19 protein-coding genes are annotated in these 18,793 nt (G+C 69.0%); 14 read left to right on the top strand and 5 right to left on the bottom strand.

Going from position 1 to position 18,793, the window contains the following annotated elements; genetic code table 11:
• The first annotated feature begins 1 nt into the window (after position 1).
• From tsaB to ACP69V_RS14720, 8 genes are read left to right on the top strand one after another with little or no spacing between them, the layout of a single operon-like run.
• Complete coding sequence (gene tsaB / locus ACP69V_RS14685) at positions 2-682, top strand: tRNA (adenosine(37)-N6)-threonylcarbamoyltransferase complex dimerization subunit type 1 TsaB (protein WP_426024511.1); 681 nt, start codon at positions 2-4, stop codon at positions 680-682.
• Positions 679-1,122, top strand: a complete 444-nt coding sequence (locus ACP69V_RS14690; protein WP_426024512.1) for a GNAT family N-acetyltransferase — start codon at positions 679-681, stop codon at positions 1,120-1,122. The genes tsaB and ACP69V_RS14690 overlap by 4 nt, the downstream gene beginning before the upstream one ends.
• Before the next feature lie 27 nt (positions 1,123-1,149).
• The gene (locus ACP69V_RS14695; RefSeq protein WP_426024513.1) at positions 1,150-1,635 is read left to right on the top strand and encodes a Fur family transcriptional regulator; all 486 of its coding nucleotides are present in this window, start codon (positions 1,150-1,152) and stop codon (positions 1,633-1,635) included.
• 44 nt (positions 1,636-1,679) lie between these two features.
• Positions 1,680-3,077 carry a tRNA (N6-isopentenyl adenosine(37)-C2)-methylthiotransferase MiaB gene (gene miaB / locus ACP69V_RS14700; RefSeq protein WP_426024514.1) on the top strand — a complete coding sequence of 466 codons (1,398 nt, stop codon included), beginning with the start codon at positions 1,680-1,682 and terminating at the stop codon, positions 3,075-3,077.
• A complete protein-coding gene (locus ACP69V_RS14705; RefSeq protein WP_426024515.1) occupies positions 3,077-4,063 on the top strand; it encodes a PhoH family protein in 987 nt (328 codons plus the stop codon). The genes miaB and ACP69V_RS14705 overlap by 1 nt, the downstream gene beginning before the upstream one ends.
• On the top strand, positions 4,060-4,506 hold the full coding sequence (ybeY, locus tag ACP69V_RS14710) for an rRNA maturation RNase YbeY (protein WP_426024516.1): 447 nt from the start codon (positions 4,060-4,062) through the stop codon (positions 4,504-4,506). The genes ACP69V_RS14705 and ybeY overlap by 4 nt, the downstream gene beginning before the upstream one ends.
• Positions 4,507-4,509: 3 nt before the next feature.
• The gene (gene lnt / locus ACP69V_RS14715; protein WP_426024517.1) at positions 4,510-6,147 is read left to right on the top strand and encodes an apolipoprotein N-acyltransferase; all 1,638 of its coding nucleotides are present in this window, start codon (positions 4,510-4,512) and stop codon (positions 6,145-6,147) included.
• Between the two features lie 15 nt (positions 6,148-6,162).
• Complete coding sequence (locus ACP69V_RS14720) at positions 6,163-6,570, top strand: helix-turn-helix domain-containing protein (RefSeq protein ID WP_426024518.1); 408 nt, start codon at positions 6,163-6,165, stop codon at positions 6,568-6,570.
• A gap of 3 nt (positions 6,571-6,573) precedes the next feature.
• Here the strand turns inward: ACP69V_RS14720 and greA are convergent, their stop codons facing one another.
• On the bottom strand, positions 6,574-7,053 hold the full coding sequence (gene greA / locus ACP69V_RS14725; protein ID WP_201304371.1) for a transcription elongation factor GreA: 480 nt from the start codon (positions 7,051-7,053) through the stop codon (positions 6,574-6,576).
• Positions 7,054-7,117: 64 nt separating this feature from the next.
• Between greA and ACP69V_RS14730 the strand changes: the two genes are divergently transcribed.
• Both ACP69V_RS14730 and ACP69V_RS14735 read left to right on the top strand, forming a co-directional pair.
• Complete coding sequence (locus tag ACP69V_RS14730; RefSeq protein ID WP_426024519.1) at positions 7,118-8,347, top strand: NAD(P)/FAD-dependent oxidoreductase; 1,230 nt, start codon at positions 7,118-7,120, stop codon at positions 8,345-8,347.
• 37 nt (positions 8,348-8,384) lie between these two features.
• Positions 8,385-10,031: a M28 family metallopeptidase gene (locus tag ACP69V_RS14735; protein WP_426024520.1), complete on the top strand. Its 1,647-nt coding sequence runs from the start codon at positions 8,385-8,387 to the stop codon at positions 10,029-10,031.
• 1 nt (position 10,032) lies between these two features.
• Here ACP69V_RS14735 and ACP69V_RS14740 read toward each other — a convergent pair whose 3' ends face one another.
• Entirely contained in the window at positions 10,033-12,354 is a 2,322-nt protein-coding gene (locus ACP69V_RS14740) for an ATP-binding protein (protein ID WP_426024521.1), read from the bottom strand.
• 130 nt (positions 12,355-12,484) lie between these two features.
• Between ACP69V_RS14740 and ACP69V_RS14745 the strand changes: the two genes are divergently transcribed.
• On the top strand, positions 12,485-12,883 hold the full coding sequence (locus ACP69V_RS14745) for a metallopeptidase family protein (protein ID WP_409716712.1): 399 nt from the start codon (positions 12,485-12,487) through the stop codon (positions 12,881-12,883).
• Between the two features lie 3 nt (positions 12,884-12,886).
• Here the strand turns inward: ACP69V_RS14745 and ACP69V_RS14750 are convergent, their stop codons facing one another.
• A complete protein-coding gene (locus tag ACP69V_RS14750) occupies positions 12,887-13,582 on the bottom strand; it encodes a MarC family protein (RefSeq protein ID WP_135194479.1) in 696 nt (231 codons plus the stop codon).
• Positions 13,583-13,665: 83 nt separating this feature from the next.
• On the opposite strand from ACP69V_RS14750, the gene pyrF reads away from it, so the two are divergent.
• Positions 13,666-14,397 carry an orotidine-5'-phosphate decarboxylase gene (pyrF, locus tag ACP69V_RS14755; protein ID WP_426024522.1) on the top strand — a complete coding sequence of 244 codons (732 nt, stop codon included), beginning with the start codon at positions 13,666-13,668 and terminating at the stop codon, positions 14,395-14,397.
• Between the two features lie 48 nt (positions 14,398-14,445).
• On the opposite strand, the gene ACP69V_RS14760 is transcribed toward pyrF, so the two are convergent.
• Both ACP69V_RS14760 and ACP69V_RS14765 read right to left on the bottom strand, forming a co-directional pair.
• A complete protein-coding gene (locus tag ACP69V_RS14760; protein ID WP_426024523.1) occupies positions 14,446-15,633 on the bottom strand; it encodes a hypothetical protein in 1,188 nt (395 codons plus the stop codon).
• A 98-nt stretch (positions 15,634-15,731) separates the two neighbouring features.
• Positions 15,732-15,989, bottom strand: coding sequence for a DUF1674 domain-containing protein (locus ACP69V_RS14765; protein WP_426024524.1), 258 nt, complete (start codon positions 15,987-15,989; stop codon positions 15,732-15,734).
• A 96-nt stretch (positions 15,990-16,085) separates the two neighbouring features.
• On the opposite strand from ACP69V_RS14765, the gene htpX reads away from it, so the two are divergent.
• Together htpX and ACP69V_RS14775 are read left to right on the top strand one after the other, a co-directional pair.
• A complete protein-coding gene (gene htpX, locus ACP69V_RS14770; protein ID WP_426024716.1) occupies positions 16,086-17,060 on the top strand; it encodes a zinc metalloprotease HtpX in 975 nt (324 codons plus the stop codon).
• A 108-nt stretch (positions 17,061-17,168) separates the two neighbouring features.
• A complete protein-coding gene (locus ACP69V_RS14775) occupies positions 17,169-18,776 on the top strand; it encodes a M20/M25/M40 family metallo-hydrolase (RefSeq protein ID WP_426024525.1) in 1,608 nt (535 codons plus the stop codon).
• Positions 18,777-18,793: the final 17 nt, after the last annotated feature.

An 18,793-nucleotide genomic window follows, 5' to 3' on the forward strand; every position in this document is an offset into this window, starting at 1 on the left:
CATGAGACTTCTGGTAATCGATACGGCGCTTGGCGCCTGCACGGCGGCGGTGTTCGAGGACGGCCGCCCCCTGGCCGTGCGGTTCGAACCGATGACCAAGGGCCATCAGGAGCGTCTGGGCGGTCTGGTGCGTGATGTGATCGCCGAGGCCGGCGGCGCGTTCGACCGTCTGGACCGGATCGGCGTCACGGTCGGGCCGGGGTCGTTCACCGGCCTTCGCGTTGGACTGGCTTTCGCTCAAGGATTGGGCGCGGCGCTGGATCGGCCGGTGGTCGGCGTCTCGGCGCTGGACGCCCTTGCCGCCTCGCTGGACGAGGTCGCAGGCCCCGTCGCCGCCCTGATCGACGCCCGCAGGGGCCAGGTCTATGCGCGCATGTTTTCGGACGGCATTCCCCTCGGCCCCGACGAAGCCCTGTCGCTGGAAGACGCGGCGCGAAAAATCGCTGAACTCGGGCCTGACGTCCGGCTGGTCGGCAATGGTGCGGCCGTGCTGGTCGCCGGCTTCCCCCCGCTGAAGTTCGCCCAGCTGGACGACCGCGTCGCACCCTCTCCAGAGGCGCTGGCTCGTCTGGTCGCCGCCGCAAATCCCGCGACTCATCCGCCGCGTCCGCTCTATCTACGCGCGCCGGACGCCACGCCGCCCAGCCGCCTGCCCGGCCAGCCACGCCAAACCCTCGCATGACCGAAACCGATTCGGCCCTTCTCGCCGACATCCATGCGGAGGCCTTTGCTGCGCCGTGGAGCGAGGCGGAGTTCGCGGACCTGCTGGCCCAGCCCGGAGTCTTGGCCGTGGTCGAGGCCAACGGGTTCATCCTGATCCGCGTCGTGCTGGACGAGGCGGAGATATTGACCCTGGCGGTTCGTCCAAAGGCGCGGCGGCTAGGCTTGGGCGGGGAGTTGGTCGGGCGGGGCGCCGTGGCGGCGACGGCCGCAGGGGCGGCGCGCCTGTTCCTGGAGGTGGCCGAGGACAACACCGGCGCCCGCGCCCTTTATGACCGCGCTGATTTCAGCCAGATCGGCCGTCGAAAGGCCTATTACGCCCAGGCCGACGGGGGCCGGACCGACGCCTTGGTGCTGGCCCGCGATCTCTCTTCGGATCAGAGCAAGGTGGCGCTTCCCTGATGCCGCTCAAGCCCCTATTCTAGCGCCATGGACCGGATCGAAAAACTTTGCGCCGACCGCGGCATGCGTATGACCGAACAGCGTCGGGTGATCGCCCGCGTGCTGTCGAACGCCGACGACCACCCCGATGTCGAGGAACTGTACCGCCGCGCCTCGGCCATCGACCCCCACATCTCGATCGCCACCGTCTATCGCACCGTGCGCCTGTTCGAAGAGGCGGGCGTGGTCGAGAAGCATGACTTCGGCGATGGCCGCAGCCGCTACGAAGAGGCGGGCGACGACCACCACGACCACCTGATCGACACCAAGTCGGGCGAGGTGATCGAATTCTTCGACGCCGAGATCGAGCGGCTGAAGTCCGAGATCGCGGAGCGGCTGGGCTTCCAGCTGATCGGCCACAAGCTGGAGCTTTACGGCGTGGCGATCGAGGGCGCCGAGCCGTCCAAGCGCGAAGGCCTGATCTTCACCCGCCACGCCGCACGGGTCGATCCCGCCGACGTGGATGCAGGCTGACCACCTGTCTTGTCGCCGCACGTCCGGGCGATCATAAGCCCCGGATGACCGAGACACTGGCTCCACACGCCGAGACGATGGCCGCGCCCGAGAAGCGTCTGTTCATCAAGACCTACGGCTGTCAGATGAACGTCTATGATTCGGAGCGCATGGCCGATGTGCTGCGCCCGCTGGGCTATGCCGTCACAGAAGATGTGAAGGCTGCCGACTTCGTCATCCTGAACACCTGCCACATCCGCGAGAAGGCGGCCGAGAAGATCTATTCCGAGCTGGGCAAGCTGCGTGAGATGCGCGACGTCCGGCGCGAGACCGGCGGCGACCTGACCATCGCCGTCGCCGGCTGCGTCGCCCAGGCCGAGGGCGAAGAGATCATGCGCCGACAGCCCGCCGTGGACATCGTCGTCGGCCCCCAAGCCTATCACCAGCTGCCCGAACTGCTGACTCGCACGGCGCGGGCGCGGGGCGAGCGGATCGGCGCCGACTTCGCCCCCGACGACAAGTTCGACGCCCTGCCGGCCGCGCGCTTCACCGAGGGGCCGACCGCCTTCCTGACAGTGCAGGAAGGGTGCGACAAGTTCTGCACCTTCTGCGTCGTGCCCTATACGCGCGGCGCCGAATGGTCGCGGCCGATGGCCTCGGTGCTGGAAGAGGCGCGGCAACTGGCCGGGCGCGGCGTGCGCGAGGTCACCCTGCTGGGCCAGAACGTCAACGCCTATGACGGCGAACGGCCGGATGGACAGAAGGCGACCTTGGCCGAACTGGCCTACGCCCTGGCCGAGATCCCCGGCCTGGACCGCATCCGCTATACGACCAGCCACCCCAACGACATGGCCGACGAACTGATCGCCGCGCACGGCGAGCTGGACGCCCTGATGCCCTATCTGCATCTGCCGGTGCAGGCGGGGTCGGACCGAGTCCTGCGGGCGATGAACAGAAAGCACGGCCGCCAGAAATATTTCGACCTGATCGACCGCATCCGCGCCGCACGGCCGGATATCGCCATCGCGGGCGACTTCATCGTCGGCTTCCCTGGCGAGACGGACAAGGAGTTTGAGGACACCTTGGATCTGGTGCGCCGCGTCAACTATGCGGGGGCGTTCGCCTTCGCCTATTCGCCACGCCCTGGCACGCCCGCCGCCGGCATGGGCAAACAGGTCGAGCCGGAGATTGCCAAGGAACGGCTGCACCGGCTGATCGCCTTGCTGACCGAACAGCAGACCGCCTTCAACCTCGCCCAGGCGGGCCGGACCCTGAATGTGCTGTTCGACAAGCCCGGCCGACACGGCCACCGTCGCCAAGCGATCGGTCGATCCCCATATCTGCAATCGGTCCACGTCGATGACGCGGATCATCTGATCGGACAGATCGTTCCGGTCGAGATCGTTGCGGGCCAGCAGAACAGTCTGATGGGTCGTCTCATTTCCCAGCAAAAGGCTGCTTGATGGCGCGTGAGTCCGAATTCGTCCCGTTGAATGACGCCGAGCTGCGTGCGGTCGTCGGGCCGAACAGCCGTCACGTCGCCCTGATCGAGGACGCCTTCAAGGTGCTGGTCGAGGCGCCGGGCGGCGGTGTCTCGGTCAACGGCGGCACGCGCGACCGCACCGATGCGCGCCAGGTCATCGAGGATCTGGCCAAGCGCGCCGCCCTGGGCGCCGAAGTCACCGAGGCCGATGTGCGTGCAGCCCTGGGCCAAGCCCGGGGCGGCAAGGGCACGCCGGGCATGGCGGCGGCGGGCGTGTCGCTTCCGGGCGGCAAGCGTGGCTCCATCGTGCCCAAGACCAAGGCCCAGGCCGCCTATCTGGACATGCTGGGTCGGTGCGAACTCAGCTTCGGCGTCGGCCCGGCCGGCACCGGCAAGACCTTCCTGGCCGCCGCCTATGGCGCGTCGCTGCTGCGGCGGGGCCAGGTGGACCGTCTGGTCATCACCCGCCCTGCGGTCGAGGCGGGCGAGAAACTGGGCTTCCTGCCGGGCGACCTGAACGAGAAGGTCGATCCCTATCTGGCCCCGATCTGGGAGGCGCTGAACGACATCCTGGGCGCAGAAGACGTGCAACGTCGTCGCGACAAGGGCGAGATCGAAGCCGCCCCCATCGCCTTCATGCGCGGCCGCACGCTGAGCCACGCCTTCGTCATCGTCGACGAGGCCCAGAACACCTCGCGCCTGCAGATGAAGATGGTTCTGACGCGCCTGGGCGAGGGCGCGCGGATGGTGGTGACGGGCGATCCGTCGCAGATCGACCTGCTGAACCCGCGCGATTCCGGCCTGGCCCACGCGCTTCGCATCCTGGACGGGGTCAAGGGCGTCGGTATCCTGAAGTTCGAGGCGTCGGACGTGGTGCGTCACGCCATGGTCGAGCGGATCGTGCGCGCCTATGACGCCGACGCGGCGCAGGGCCGTCCCGCCCCGGATCTCGAAGACCCCGCATGATCGAAATCGAAGTCGAGGCCGAGGCGTGGACCGGCGCCCTGCCGGAAACCGAAGCGGTGGTGGACAAGGCGGCCAAGGCGGCCATGGGCGCCGTCCAGGGCGACATCGTCGTCCTGCTGACTGACGATGCGGCAGTGCGCGACCTGAACGCCCGCTTCCGCGACAAGGACAAGGCGACCAATGTTCTGTCCTTTCCCGCGCCAGAGAACGCCGCGCCGCATCTGGGCGACATCGTCCTGGCCTACGGCGTCTGCGCGGCTGAAGCCCAGACCCAGGGCAAGACGCTGGCCGATCATCTGAGCCATTTGGTCGTTCACGGCGTGCTGCACCTGCTGGGTCGCGACCACGAGGACGACGGCGAAGCCGAAGAGATGGAGGCCGAGGAGCGCGAAATCCTGGCCCAGATCGGCGTCGCCGACCCCTATTCCGCCGAGCAGGACTGACCGATGTTTCCCGACGCCCTGCTGGACCGTTTCGCCGCCCCGATCCGCGCCCTGCCCGACAAGAAGCGCGCCCTGACGTGGCGTCTGATCCGCATCGCCCTGGCGTTGGTGGCCGGCGCCGGGACGGCCTTCGCCCATCCGCCGTTCGGGGTGCTGATCGGCCTGTTGGGCTATCCGCTGCTGATGATCCTGTCGGAGCGGTCGGACACGGTGCGCGGCGCCTTCTGGATGGGCTGGCTGGCGGGGTTCGCCTATTTCTTCGTCGGCTGCTGGTGGGTGGCGGAGGCCTTTTTCGTCAATCCCGAACAGGCGTGGATGGCGCCCTTCGCCGCCAGCCTGTTGCCGGCCGGTCTGGGTCTGTTCTGGGGCGCGGCCTGTGCGCTTTATCGGCGATTTGCGCCGCTGGGCGCGGTGCGGGTGCTGTTGTTCGCCGCCCTGTTCTGCGCCGCCGAATGGCTGCGCGGCCATGTGCTGACCGGCTTTCCGTGGAACCCTGCGGGCGCGACCTGGCGCGCGGGCGGCGGCATGTCCCAGTTCGCCTCGGTCGTCGGCGTCTATGGGCTGAGCCTGGTGACGGTCGCCGCGACGGCGGCCTTCGCGCCGCTGATCGGTCCCGGCGCCAAGCGCAGCCGACTGATCTCCGCCGGCCTGGGTGCGCTGGCCCTGATCGCCGTCGGGACGTTCGGCGCCGTCAGGCTGGCGCAAGCCGACCTGCAGTTCACCGACACGGTCGTGCGGCTGGTCCAGGCCGATGTGAAGCAGGAGACCAAATGGTCGCCCGAGGCCTATCGCTCCATCGTCGATCGTTACGTGGCCCTGACGGGTCAGGCGGCGGCGCGCACACCCGATGTCGTGGTCTGGCCCGAAGGCGCCCTGCCCGCCTCGGCCAACGACGTCTTCGCCTCGGCCGACGCTGAGGCCATCGCCGGCGCCTTGCGGCCCGGACAGACCCTGCTGATGGGTCTGGCGCGCGGCGAGGCGGACCCGACGGCCCCGGAAGGCGGCCGCTATTACAACAGCCTGTTTGCCTTAGCCGACGAAGGCGGGACGGGGCTGAGGGTCGCCGCCGTCTATGACAAGCACCGGCTAGTGCCATTCGGCGAATATTTGCCGCTGGGCGGGATCATGACCAAGATCGGCCTGCGCAGCCTGGTGCATATGCCCAGCGACTTTTCCGCCGGGCCCACGCCGGCGCCGATCTCGTTCCCCGGCGCGCCGCCGGCCCAGGTGCTGATTTGCTACGAGAGCCTCTATCCCGGCTTCACGCCCGGCGCCGCGGGGCGGCCGGACTGGATCGTCAACGCCTCCAACGACGCCTGGTTCGGCGCCACATCCGGCCCGCGCCAGCATCTGAATCTGGCCAGCTATCGCGCCATCGAGACCGGCCTGCCCATTGCGCGGTCCACGCCGACGGGCATTTCGGCCATGATCGACCCCTGGGGCCGGATCGTGGACGGCCAACGGCTGGACCCCGGCGTCATGGGGGTGATCGACGCGCCGCTGCCGCGCCCGACCGGCATCACGTCATACGGTCGGTTCGGCGACTGGCCGTTCTTCTTGGCTGCTCTAACGGCGTTCCTCCTATCCTTGTGGCCGTTGATTTTACGATCTAGGGTTCGTTCGAATCGGTTGGCGATCTGAAGCAGGGGACCCCGGATGGCGCGTGACAAGGACGAGGATCCGCATCCCGTCGATCGCTATGTCGGCCGTCGCGTTCAGGAAAAGCGGCTGGACCTGGGCCTGACGCAGACCGCCCTGGCCAAGGCCGTCGGCGTCAGCTTCCAGCAGGTGCAGAAGTACGAGAAGGGCACCAACCGCGTCTCGGCCTCGAAGCTGTTCGAAATGGCCGACTTCATGAAGGTCGGCATCCCCTTCTTCTTCGACGGCTATGGCGGCGCCTCGGTCGGCGTTGCCGAAGAGGCGCCGGCCTTCGACCACGAACATCGCCCGACCAAAACCAGCGTCGAGATCACACGCCTTGCGCCACGCCTGCCGCCGCGCAAGCAGAAGCTGATCCTGGACATGATGCGCGACATGCTGGGCGACGAAGACGCCCAGAACTAGGGTCTAGCTGACGGCGACGATTTCCGCCGACTGACCCGCAACGATCACCTCGTCGCCGACCCGCTTGCCCACCACGGCGCGGGCCAGGGGCGAGACATGGCTGACGGAGCCGGCCGCCGGATCGGCCTCGTCCTCGCCGACGATGCGCCAGGTCTGGGCGCGACCGTCCTCGCGCTCGATCGAGACTGAGCCGCCGAACCGCACGGCGCCGTCGTCCTGCGTCGGCTCGACCAACTGGGCCGAGGCCCGCCGGGCGGACCAGTAACGCAGATCGCGTGTCGCACGCGCCATCGCCGTGCGGTCGCTCTCGATGGAGCCCTTCACCTGGGCGGCGGTATAGGCGGCGCGCGCGGACGCCAGTTCGGCCTCGATCATCGCCAGCCCTTCAGGTGTGACCAGATTGGGGTGGGGCGAGATCGGGCGGTCCGCCAGGTCGGCGGCGGTGGCCTCAAGATCTTCTTCACGGGTGAATGCAACGCTCATGGTACGGAACATAGCGACGCTGCTGCCTATAGCCAGCGCCGCCGCAAGCGCGCAAAGCGACGCCATGCAACAGTCCCCTCGCCTGACGCCCTCTCGAACTGTCCATGTGATCGGCGCCGGTCCCGCCGGACTGATGGCCGCTGAGCGGCTGGCGCAGGCGGGGGCGACCGTGGTGGTGCACGAGCGGATGCCGTCTGTCGCCCGCAAGATGCTGATGGCCGGGCGCGGCGGGCTGAACCTGACCCATTCGGAACCGCTGGACCGGTTCATGACCCGCTATGGACCCGCCCAGCCGATAGCCGCCGCCTGGATCGACCGGTTCACGCCTACCGACCTGACCGCCTGGGTCGAGGCCCTGGGTCAGGAGACCTTCGTCGGGTCCAGCGGCCGGGTGTTTCCCAAGGCGATGAAGACTTCTCCGCTATTGCGGGCCTGGCTGGCGCGGCTGGAGGGGTTGGGCGTCGATATCCGCACCCGCTCGCGCTGGACCGGCTGGCGCGACGGGGCGCTGGCGTTCCAGACGCCGGAAGGCGAACGACTGGAACGACCCGACGCCGTGGTTCTGGCATTGGGCGGCGCAAGCTGGCCGCGTCTCGGCTCGGACGGGGCCTGGGCGCCTTGGATCAAGGAGGTCGGAACCGAAGTCGCGCCGTTCCGGCCCGCGAACGTCGGGTTCGACGTCGCCTGGTCCGAGCTATTGCGCGACCGGTTCGCCGGCCAGCCGCTGAAGGGCGTCGCCATCACCCACGGCGACAAGACGGCGCGCGGCGAGGCGATGATCGCCCGCTACGGCATCGAAGGCGGCGCCGTCTACGCCCTGTCGGCCGTCCTGCGTGCGGCGGTCGAGGCGGATGGAACGGCGCAGATTCGCATCGATCTAAAGCCGGACGTGGCGACCGGGCGGCTGACCGAACGTCTGTCCCAGCCGCGCGGCAAGGCCAGCCTGTCGAACCATCTGCGCAAGGCGGTCGGGCTCGATCCCGCCGCCGTCGCCCTGCTGTACGAAGCCGGCCCCCTGCCCGCCTCGCCTCGCGCCATCGCCGAACGGATCAAGGCCATGCCGCTGACCCTGACGGGCGTGCAGGGGCTGGAGCGGGCCATTTCCTCGGCCGGCGGCGTGGCGCTGGACGGGGTGGACGAACGGCTGATGCTGAAGGCGCGACCCGGCGTTTTCGTCGCCGGCGAGATGCTGGACTGGGAGGCGCCCACCGGCGGTTATCTGCTTCAGGCCAGCTTCGCGTCGGGCGTGGTGGCAGCCGACGGCGTCATAGACTGGCTCGACAGCCGCGACTGAGGAAGGCAGGGTCGGGCGGTTCGATCAGGAGTTTCCGATGCGCCACACCCTGCATGCCGTTTCAGCCCTGGCCTTGATGATGGCCTGTTCCCCCGCCCTGGCGCAGGAGCCCGCGCCGAACATCGACGCCGCGCGGATGAACGAATCGGTGCGGGTCCTAGCGTCGGACGAATTCGAGGGCCGCGCCCCCGCCTCGCCGGGCGAGGAGAAGACCGTCGCCTGGCTGGTCGAACAGTTCCGCGCTGCGGGCGCCGAGGGCGGCGGGCCGGACGGCGCCTTCGTCCAAGTCGCCCATCTGTCGCGCACACGCCAGGACGGCCCGGCGACAGTCGCCGCGACCGTCGGCGGCAGGACGATCAGCCTGGAACGCGGACCGGACGTGCTTGTCTCCAGCGACCGCCCGACCGACCACATCACCGTGACCGACGCGCCCGTGGTCTTCGTCGGCTATGGCGCGACGGCGCCTGAGCGCCAGTGGGACGACTTCAAGGACGTGGACGTGCGCGGCAAGGTCATCGTCGTCCTGGTCAACGACCCCGACTTCCAGGCGCCTGAGGGCGATCCGGTGGCGGGCAAGTTCGACGGAAACGCCATGACCTTCTATGGCCGCTGGACCTACAAGTTCCAGGAGGCGGGCCGTCGCGGCGCCGCGGGCGTGCTGGTGGTGCATGAGACGGCCGGCGCCGGCTATGGCTGGTCGGTGCTGCAGAATTCGTCGGCCGCGCCCAAGTTCGACATCGTCCGCGCCGATCCCGACGCCGAGCGCGCGCCCTTCCAGGGCTGGATCCAGCGGGCCAAGGCCGAAGAACTGTTCACCGCCGCCGGCCTGGATTTCGCCGCGCTGAAGGACAGCGCCCGCCGCGCCGACTTCAAGCCCGTCGTCCTGCCCGGCCTGACCATGAGCGTGGATTTCGGCCAGATCGCCGACAAGGTGGAGACCAAGAACGTCATCGCCCGCATTCCGGGGTCGGAACGCCCCAACGAGACCGTGATGTACGGCGCCCACTGGGACGGCTACGGCGTCGGCACCCCGAACGCCCAGGGCGACAAGATTTATAATGCGGCGGTGGACAATGCGACCGGCGTCGCCGCCCTGCTGGAGCTGGCCCACGCCTTCGCCGACGGTCCGCGCCCCAAACGGTCGGTCGTCTTCGCGGCCTGGTCGGGCGAGGAGGCAGGCCTCTTGGGCTCGACCTACTACGCCGCCAATCCGGTCTGGCCGCTGGAAACGACGGTCGCCAACATCAACGTCGATAGCCTGCTGCCTGGCACCGAGATCGACCCCAACGTCGTCGTCATCGGCAAGGGCAAGAACCAGCTGGACGACGTTCTGGCGCGCCACGCGACCCAGGCCGGCCGCACCCTGATCGCCGATCCGGCGCCCCAGGCCGGGGCCTTCTATCGCTCCGACCACTTCCCCCTGGCCCTGCGCGGCGTGCCGGCCCTGTTCCCCGCAGCGGGCTTCACCGGCGCCAGCGCGGCCAGCCGGGACTATGTCCAGAACCGCTATCATCAGCCCACGGACGAATGGGACGCGACCTGGAAAATGGACGCCGCAGCCGCCGACACCGCCCTGATCTATGCCGTGGGACGTGAGCTGGCGGACAGCGATCAATGGCCGGAATGGAACGCGGGCGCCGAGTTCGGCCCGGCGCGCGATGCTTCCAAGGCCTCGCGGCGCTAGGTCAGAGTTCCAGCTGAAGCTCGGGCGCGGCGGCGGTCGTCGATGCGCCCAGCGGCAGGTGAAGGATGAAGGCGGCGCCCTTGCCAGGTTCGCTTTCGACCTCGGCCCAGCCGCCGTGCAGTTCGACCAGGGCCTTGACCAGGGCCAGGCCGACGCCGGGGCCGCCGCGTTCACGCCGCACGAAGCGGTCGAAGACGTGGGCCTGCAGGTGATAGGGGATGCCGCGCCCGGTGTCGGACACGGTCAGGCGGACCTCGGCTGCGCCGGTCTCGGCCTTCAGCTCCACCGCCCCGCCCTCGGACACGGCGCGGGCGGCGTTTTCCAGCAGATGATCCAGGGCCTGGCCGATGCGGTGCTCGTCGGCGCGGATCGGCTTGAGGTCGGCGGGACAGGAGACGGTCAGGGTCGCGCCGCGTCCCTCGACCCGCGCACGAACCTTCTCGGCCGCCTGGCTCAGCAGGTCGCTGACGCGCATGTCGCCCAGCGACAGCTCCATCTCGCCGGCGTCGATCTGGGCCATGTCCAGCACGTCGTCGATGGAGCGGGCCAGCTGGCTGGCGGCGATGCGGATGGCGCCGGCGTGCTGGCGACTGCGCTCGGGCAGGTCGCCCATGGTCTCCAGCAGTTCGGAATAGCCGACGATGGTGGTCAGGGGCGTACGCAGCTCATAGGAGACGCTGCCGACGAACTCGCGTTTCAGCGCCTGGCTTTCGGCCAGGGCCTGTTCGCGCTGGACCAGGGCCTGTTCCAGCCCGCGCCGGGCGGTCACGTCCGAGAAGGCCACCAGGGTCGCGCCGTCCGGCAGGGGGCGGGTCTGCCAGGCGGCCACGCGTCCATCGACGGTGCGGCCCTCGCCTGAGATCGCCACACGGCTTTCGGGATCGGGATCGGCGACCCGCGCCTTCAGCCCCAGCCACAGGGCCGGATCGGGCAGGACCGCCTTGCACAGTTCGGCCAAGGCGTCGAAGTCCGACGCCGCCGCGATCCGGTCGACCGACAGGTTCCAGAAGGTCTCGAACGCCTCGTTGTGCAGCCGCAGCCGCCCGTCCGAGCCGAACACGGCGACCGCGTCGTTCAGCTTGTCCAGGGTCGCGCGCTGGACCTGGATCTGGGCGTTGAACCGGCTGCGCAGCTTCAGTTCGTCGGTGATGTCCGAGAAGATCAGCAATATGCCGCCCAGCGGGTGGGGCTGGCGCACGACCCGCAGGGTGCGGCCGTCCGGCAGCGACCAGCTGTCGTCGGGCGAGGCCTCGGACGCGCCGTAGAATTCCAGCTCGCGCGCCTTCCAGCCCGCGTAATCGACGACTTCGGGCAGGCTGCGACGCTGGCGCAGGCGGTCCAGAAGCTCGGCATGGGTCGGGCGTTCGTCCAGCCACGCCGCGTCGATGTCGAACAGGGTCTGGAAGGCGGTGTTGTGGAAGGCCAGGCGCTTTTGCGGGCCGAAGATGGCGACGGCGTCGGCCAGGTGGTTCAACGTCTCGTCATGGGCTTCGACGTGGCGGCGCAGGGTGTCGCGCGTCTCTTCCGCCTCGGTCACCTCGATGGCGAAGGCGGTGACGGCGCCCCCGCCCGCCGGTTCGGCGATGATGCGCCAGGCGCGCCGCGCCCCCCCGCCGGTCGTCCAGCGGAAGCCTTCCTGGCGCACGCCAAGCCGCGCGGCCTCGGCGACCAGGGCGTCCGCCCCGCGGTCGAACGACAGGCCTTCCTCGATGGCGGCTTCTATGGTCTCGGCGTTGATCTCGGCCAGCCAGGCGCGGTTGGCCCAGGCCAGTTTGCCGGTCCCGTCCACGACCCAGGTCGGCATGGGCGAGGCGTCGCCCAGCATGGCCAGGCCGCTTTCGGTCGCATCGGCGCCGGTCAGGGTGAAACGCGACGCGGGCGACAGCCGCAGCCAGGCCGAACCGCCGGCGACCCGCCCCTCGATCCGCCACCGCTCGACATCGTCCAGGGCGACCAGACCTTCGAAAGCCTGGCCGGACTGCACCAGGGCCTCGATCAGGGCGTCGTGGGTGATCTTGAGCTTGGTCAGGACGGCGGCGCCGACCTCGTCGCTGTCGCCCGCCAACCGCGCGATCAGTTCGGCCGAGCCGATGGGCGCGCCGGCCGCCTGACCCTCCGGCGTCAGGGCCAGGCTGACATCATCGAAGGCGCGCAGCATGGCGTCGTGGCGGCTGAGGTCCGCCAAGGCCTCGATCCGCTCGCGCTCGGCCTGCACAGCCGTCTCATTCAGCCGTCCGCGCAGCAGCAAGGCCCAGGCGCTGACGGCCATGGCCAGTCCGGCTGCGCCCGCTGTGGCGACATAGGCGATGTCGGCCTCGGCCATTCGTGTCCCTGGAGAAAGGTCTGCGCCCCGATTCGGTAACCATACCCCAAGCGCGCGAAAAAGCGGCAGTCTCGTGATCGCGTCATCGCGCCCCGTTGCGCCGCCCCCTCGGGACCGCGATATCGCAGTCATGACCGACGCGATCGCCCCCTCCCTCGACGACTTCGCCAGGCTGGCGCAGGAGGCGTTCGACGCCCTGCCGGGGCCTTTCAAACAGGCGGCGGGCGAGGTGGTCATCCGCATCGACGACTTCGCCGACGAGGCGACGCTGGCGGAGATGGAGATCGAGGATCCGTTCGAGCTGACGGGCCTGTATCACGGCGTGGACATCGGTCGGCGCGACAGCCTGGGACCGGCGGCCGAGCCGTCACGGGTCTTTCTCTATCGCCGGCCGATCCTGGACGAATGGTGCGAGCGCGGCGACGTGGGGATCGGCGAACTGATCGCCCACGTCCTGATCCACGAGATCGGCCACCACCTGGGCCTGACCGACGACGACATCCACGCCATCGAGGACGACGAGGACTGAAGCCTACTTCGCCGCCGGATAGGGCGTCGTCACCGCGCCGGAGATCATGCCGGGGATGGCCTCGCCCAGGCCCAGCAGGATGAACTGGATCGCCAGGGCGCACAGGATCAGGCCCAGCACGCGCACGATGATGGCCATGCCCACCTCGCCCAGAAGGCGGCTGAGCGACCCGGTCAGGGCGAAACAGACGAAGGAGACGGCGCAGGCGGCGGTAATGGCGGCCAGCGACCCCATGGTCCCCGCATAACCCAGCTTTGCCGCCTCGCCCGCCTGGATGATGACGGCGGATATGGCGCCGGGGCCGATCATCAGCGGAATGGCGAAGGGCACGACCAGGCGCTGGAAGCGCCTACGGGCATAGCCGCGCACGTCCTTGGTGTCGGCGAGCGCGTCCTTGTCGGCGAACATGGCCAGGAAGTCGCCGCGCGCCATGTCCAGCCCCAGGAACAGCAGCAGAATGCCCCCCGCGATGCGGAACGCCGCCAGCGAAATGCCGAAGAACTGCAGCAGGCCCAGGCCCGTGAACAGGAAGAAGGCCAGGAAGACGGCGGCGAAGGCGCAGATCAGGGCCGAGACGGAAATCCGCTGACGCAGGGTCGCGCCTGCCGTGGCTGCGGCGAAGATCGGCAGATTGCCGATCGGGTCCAGCAGGGCGAACAGGGTCACGAACAGGTTGACACCCAAATCGACTGCGTTCATCGCCTGCCCTCGCCCTCAATCCAACACGCCGCCCTGCCGACGCGCCCTCATGTCCGGCATAGCCGCTAAGCGCGAGTCCGTCGATGACCCAGACCCATACCGCATCGCCCAATCGCTTGCCTAACGAACGGATCATCTGCGCCCTGGACGTGCCGACCCCGGCCGAGGCCGCCGCCCTGGTCTCGCGGATCGGCGACGCGGTGGGCTTCTACAAGATCGGGCTGCAACTGTTCGCGGTCGGCGGCATGGACCTGGCGCGCGAGCTGAAGGCGCAAGGGCGCAAGATCTTCCTGGACTGGAAGCTGCACGACATCGGCGCGACGGTGGAGAAGGCGACGGCCAACCTGGCCGACGCCGACTGCGATCTGCTGACCGTCCACGCCCGTCCGCAGGTAATGGCGGCGGCGGCGCGGGGCGCGGCCGGTTCGAACATGAAGGTGCTGGGCGTCACGGTCCTGACCAGCCTGACGGCCGAAGACTTGTCCGCCGACGACCACAGCCTGTCGCCGGCCGAACTGGTCGAGCTGCGCGTGCGTCAGGCGCTGGACGCAGGGATCCACGGCGTCGTCTCCAGCCCGCATGAGGCGGCGCGCGCCCGCGCCCTGGCCATCGAGGCGGGGCGGCCGGACTTCCTGATCGTGACGCCGGGCGTGCGGCCGGTCGGCGCGGCGCTGGACGACCAGGCGCGGGCGGCGACCCCGCAGGCGGCGCTTCAGGCCGGCGCCACCCATCTGGTCATCGGCCGGCCGATCACGGCGTCGGTCGATCCCCGTGCGGCGGCGCAAGAGATCGCACAGCAAATCGCCCTGATCTGAGACAGACCAGGGCGACCTTTTCGTTTTCGGTTTTCTATCGCGAGGCGATCAGCCCCGCTCGCCCGGCTCCTGGGCATAGCCGTGGCGCGGCGGCGCGTGGGGCGCGGGCGCTTCGGGCGGCGGCAGGTCGCCGTAATATCCCGAAGGCGGCGGAGGAGGGGGCGGAGGCATGGTGTTCACCTCCGGCGGGGCCACATAGACCTGGGCCGGGGCGACGTTGACCGGCGCGGACTGTACATAGACCGGCGACTGATCGACATAGACCGGGCCGCCCGTCTCGATTTGAGGCGGCGCCATGTTGACCTGGCCGGGGGCGACCTGGATGCGTTGCGGGCCGATGTTGACCGGGGCCGACTGCACATAGACCGGGGCCTGATCGACATAGACGGGACCACCCGTGTCGATCTGCGGCGGGGCCATGTTCACCTGAGAGGCGGCGACCTGGACGCGCTGAGGCCCGATGTTGACCGGCGGCGCCTGCACATAGATGGGCGGTTGCTCGATATAGGTGGGCGAGCCCATCTCGATCTGTGGCGGGGCGAAGTTCACCTGCGACGGCGCGACATAGATGCGCTGCGGCGCGACCTGCACCGGCGGCCCCTGGACATAGACCGGCGGCTGATCGACGTAGCTCTGTTCGTAACGCTGCTCATAGCGTTGTTCGTAACGCACCGGCGGGCGAACGGGCGGGCGGCAGTTGCAGTCGGCCGGGCGGCCCTGCTGATACGGACGCCAGCCGATATAGTCGCGGCCAAAACCATAGACGGGATAGCCGACCGGCGCGCTGACCGGGGGACGGCCGACCAGGACCGAGGTCGTGCTCACGCCGCCGCCGTATCCACCGCCGTAATAGCCGTCCGAATAGCCGCCACTGCCGACATAGGTCGTGCCGCCGCCGACGTAGCCGCGCTGGAAGCTGGATGAGCTGGAATAGGACCGGGCGTTGATCGCCGAATAGCTGGAGGCGCCCGCATAGGCGTTCGCATTGGCGTTGGCGTAGGCTCCGCCGTTCACGTTCACATTGACGTTGTGGTTGGCGTTGTAGTTGCCGCCGCCGTAATGGCCGCCACCGCCTTGGTAGCCGCCTCCACCGCATCCGCCGCCGCAGCCGCCGGGTTGACCGCCATGGCCGCCGCCATAGCCGCCGCCGTGGCCTCCGGGCCCTCCGGCGAGAGCGGGCGCTGCCGAGAGCAGCAGAGCCGCCGATGCGGCGGTAAGTATCGACTGTATCGTCACGGGACAGACTCCTCTGAGTTGTCCCGACACTGGCAAGTCCGGCGCCTGTTTCTTAAGGCGTGGTTAACCTTTGCGCCCGTCGCAGCAGGCTCGGCGGGTCAGAAATCGACCGCCAGACCCTTCTTCTCCCAGTCGCCGAAACGGGTCGGCTCGGGACCGGTCGGACCGCCATATTCCGTGTCCGCCTGAACCGCCTCTTGGCCCGCGCGACGATCGGCCGCCTCCTGCAGCGCACGACGGGCGGCCTCGCTGAGGGGGCGTTCGGGCGTGGCGTGGGGCACGTCGGCGTTGAAGGCGGGGGCGGCAGAGGCCGTTTCGGCGTCGTTGTCCGGGCCGGGGGTGGGATGTTCGGTCACAGGGCGGCTCCCTTGAGGCTTGATGCGCCTTCTCTCAAATAGAGGATCAAACCCGTGACGCCAGACACAGCGGCCGGATCGGGTGACGGAACCGCGATGAATCACCTGAAGACCTTCATCCTGCTGGCGGCGATGACGGCCCTTTTCGCAGGGGTCGGTTACCTAATTGGACGCGGCCCGGGCATGGCGATCGCCCTGCTGCTCGCAGGCGGGATGAATCTGTTCAGCTACTGGAACGCCGACAAGATCGTGCTGAGGATGTACCGGGCCCAGCCGGTCGACGAGCAGCACCCCAACGCCGTGGTCCGAAACTATGTCGCCGACGTGCGCCAGATGGCCCGCGACGCCGGCCTGCCCCAACCCCAGGTCGCGATCATTCCCAACGACCAGCCCAACGCCTTCGCCACCGGTCGCAATCCCGAGAACGCGGCCGTCTGCGCCACCACCGGCCTGCTGGACATGCTGACGCGCGAGGAGGTGCGCGGGGTGATGGCGCACGAACTGGCCCATGTGAAGAACCGCGACACCCTGATCATGACGGTGACGGCGACCATCGCCGGCGCCATCGCGGCCCTGGCCAACTTCGCCCTGTTCTTCGGCGGCGGAGACGACCGTGAACGGCCGGGCGGGATCATCGGAACCCTGGCCCTGATGATCCTGGCGCCCATGGCGGCCGGCCTGGTGCAGATGGCGATCAGCCGGGGCCGCGAATACGAGGCCGACCGCGTCGGCGCCGAGATCGCGGGCGATCCCCAGGCCCTGGCCAGCGCCCTGCAGAAGATCGACGCCTACGCCAAGCGGATCACCAATCAGACGGCCGAGCGCAATCCGGCCTCGGGCCAGATGTTCATCATCAATCCGCTGGCGGGTCGCGGGGCCGACAACCTGTTCTCGACCCACCCGGCGACGCTCAATCGCGTCAAGGCGCTGCTGGAGTTGGGCGCCAAGATGGGGATGCAGCCGCGCCCGCGAACGCCGGACCTGGCCCAGCCTCGGCCCGCCGCCGGCTTCACGACCTCGACCACCGGCGTTCCCGCGACGCCGACGGAGCCGCGCGGCCCCTGGGGCTGAACATGGGGCTGAACATGGGGCTGATCGTCGCGGCCTGAACACGGTTTGCGGTTTGCACTCCGTAGGCGGATCGCATCAGATGCGCCCCTGCTTAGATCAGGGGAACCCATGTCGCGTCTGCTCGCCTTCGTATCCGCCGCCGCCCTTCTCGCCACTCCCGTCGCCGCCCAGTCGGTGGACCGCGTCGCCGTCAACGGGATCATCGACCAGGGGCTGAACCACAGCCAGGTGATGCAGACCGCCGCCTATCTGACCGACCGGATCGGCGGGCGGATGACCAACTCGCCGCAGATGCGCGAGGCCGAACGGTGGGCTCAAGCGCAGTTCACGAACTACGGCCTGTCCAACGTTCGCGCCGAAGGATTCGAGTTCGGCCGAGGCTGGTCCATCGTCCGCTCCAGCGCCCGCATGACCGCGCCGCGTCCGCTGGACCTGCGCGCCATTCCGGTGGCCTGGACGCCTTCGACCAATGGGACCATCAGCGGCGGCGTCATCGTTGCGCCCATCTCCAAGGTCGAGGACTTCGACAAATGGCGCGGCAAGCTGTCGGGCAAGATCGTCATGCTGTCCCAGCCGGGCACGGGGTCCGAGCCGACCGAGCCGGCCTTCCGCCGCTGGACCAGCGCCGAGCTGGCCGAGCGCAACGTCTATAACCAGCCACAGCATTCGCCGGCCGCCATCGAACGCTCGCTGAAGACCGCCAACTTCGCCAATGAACTGGACGCCTTCCTGGTTGAACAGGGCGCCCTGGCCTGGGTGCGGATTTCCCAGCGTGACGGCGGCCTGCTGCACGGCACGGGCTACACCTATCAGGTCGGCGCCACGCCGAAACTGGCGGGGATGGAGCTGGCGGCCGAGGACTATCGCCGCCTGGCGCGCCTGGCCCTGACCGATGCGCCGCCGACGCTGGAGCTGAACAGCGAGGTCCGATTCCACGACGAGGACGTCAACGCCTACAACATCCTGGCCGACATCCCCGGCACGGCCCGCGGGACCGAATACGTCATGGCCGGCGCCCACCTGGACAGTTGGGTCGCCTCGGACGGGGCCGTGGACAATGCGGCAGGCAGCGCGGTGGTCATGGAGGCCGCGCGCATCCTGAAAGCCCTGAACGTGCGGCCCAAACGCACCATCCGTTTCGCGCTGTGGAACGGCGAGGAACAGGGCATTCTCGGCTCGCTGGCCTATGTGGACCAGCATCTGGCGACGCGTGCGCCGTCGAACGATCCGGCGATGGCGGGCTTGGCGAACAATCGCACCTGGCGCAGCCGCTGGCCCGTCGAGCCGCGCGCGGGCTATCGCGACCTGGTCGCCTATTTCAACCTGGACAACGGTTCGGGCAAAATCCGCGGCATCAACGCCGAGGGCAATGTCGCCGCCGCCCCGATCTTCCAGGAATGGCTGGCGCCCTTCGCCAGCATGGGCGCGACGACGGTCTCGCTGCGCAACTCGGGCGGCACCGATCACGTCTATATGCAGACGGTCGGCGTGCCGGGGTATCAGTTCATCCAGGACCCGCTCGACTATTCCAGCCGCCTGCACCACACCAGCATCGACAGCTATGACCATCTGAAGGCCGAGGACCTGCGTCAGGCGGCGGTCATCCTGGCCAGCTTCCTGCTGAACGCCGCCAACCGCGACGAGCCCCTGCCGCGCATGCCGCTGCCCACCCAGCCGACGCCGAGCGATCCGTTCGAATATCCGGCGGTGGACTGACTGACGCCATCCCTCTC

Source organism: Brevundimonas sp. PWP3-1b1, from assembly GCF_049896065.1.
GTDB classification, from domain to species: domain Bacteria; phylum Pseudomonadota; class Alphaproteobacteria; order Caulobacterales; family Caulobacteraceae; genus Brevundimonas; species Brevundimonas intermedia_B.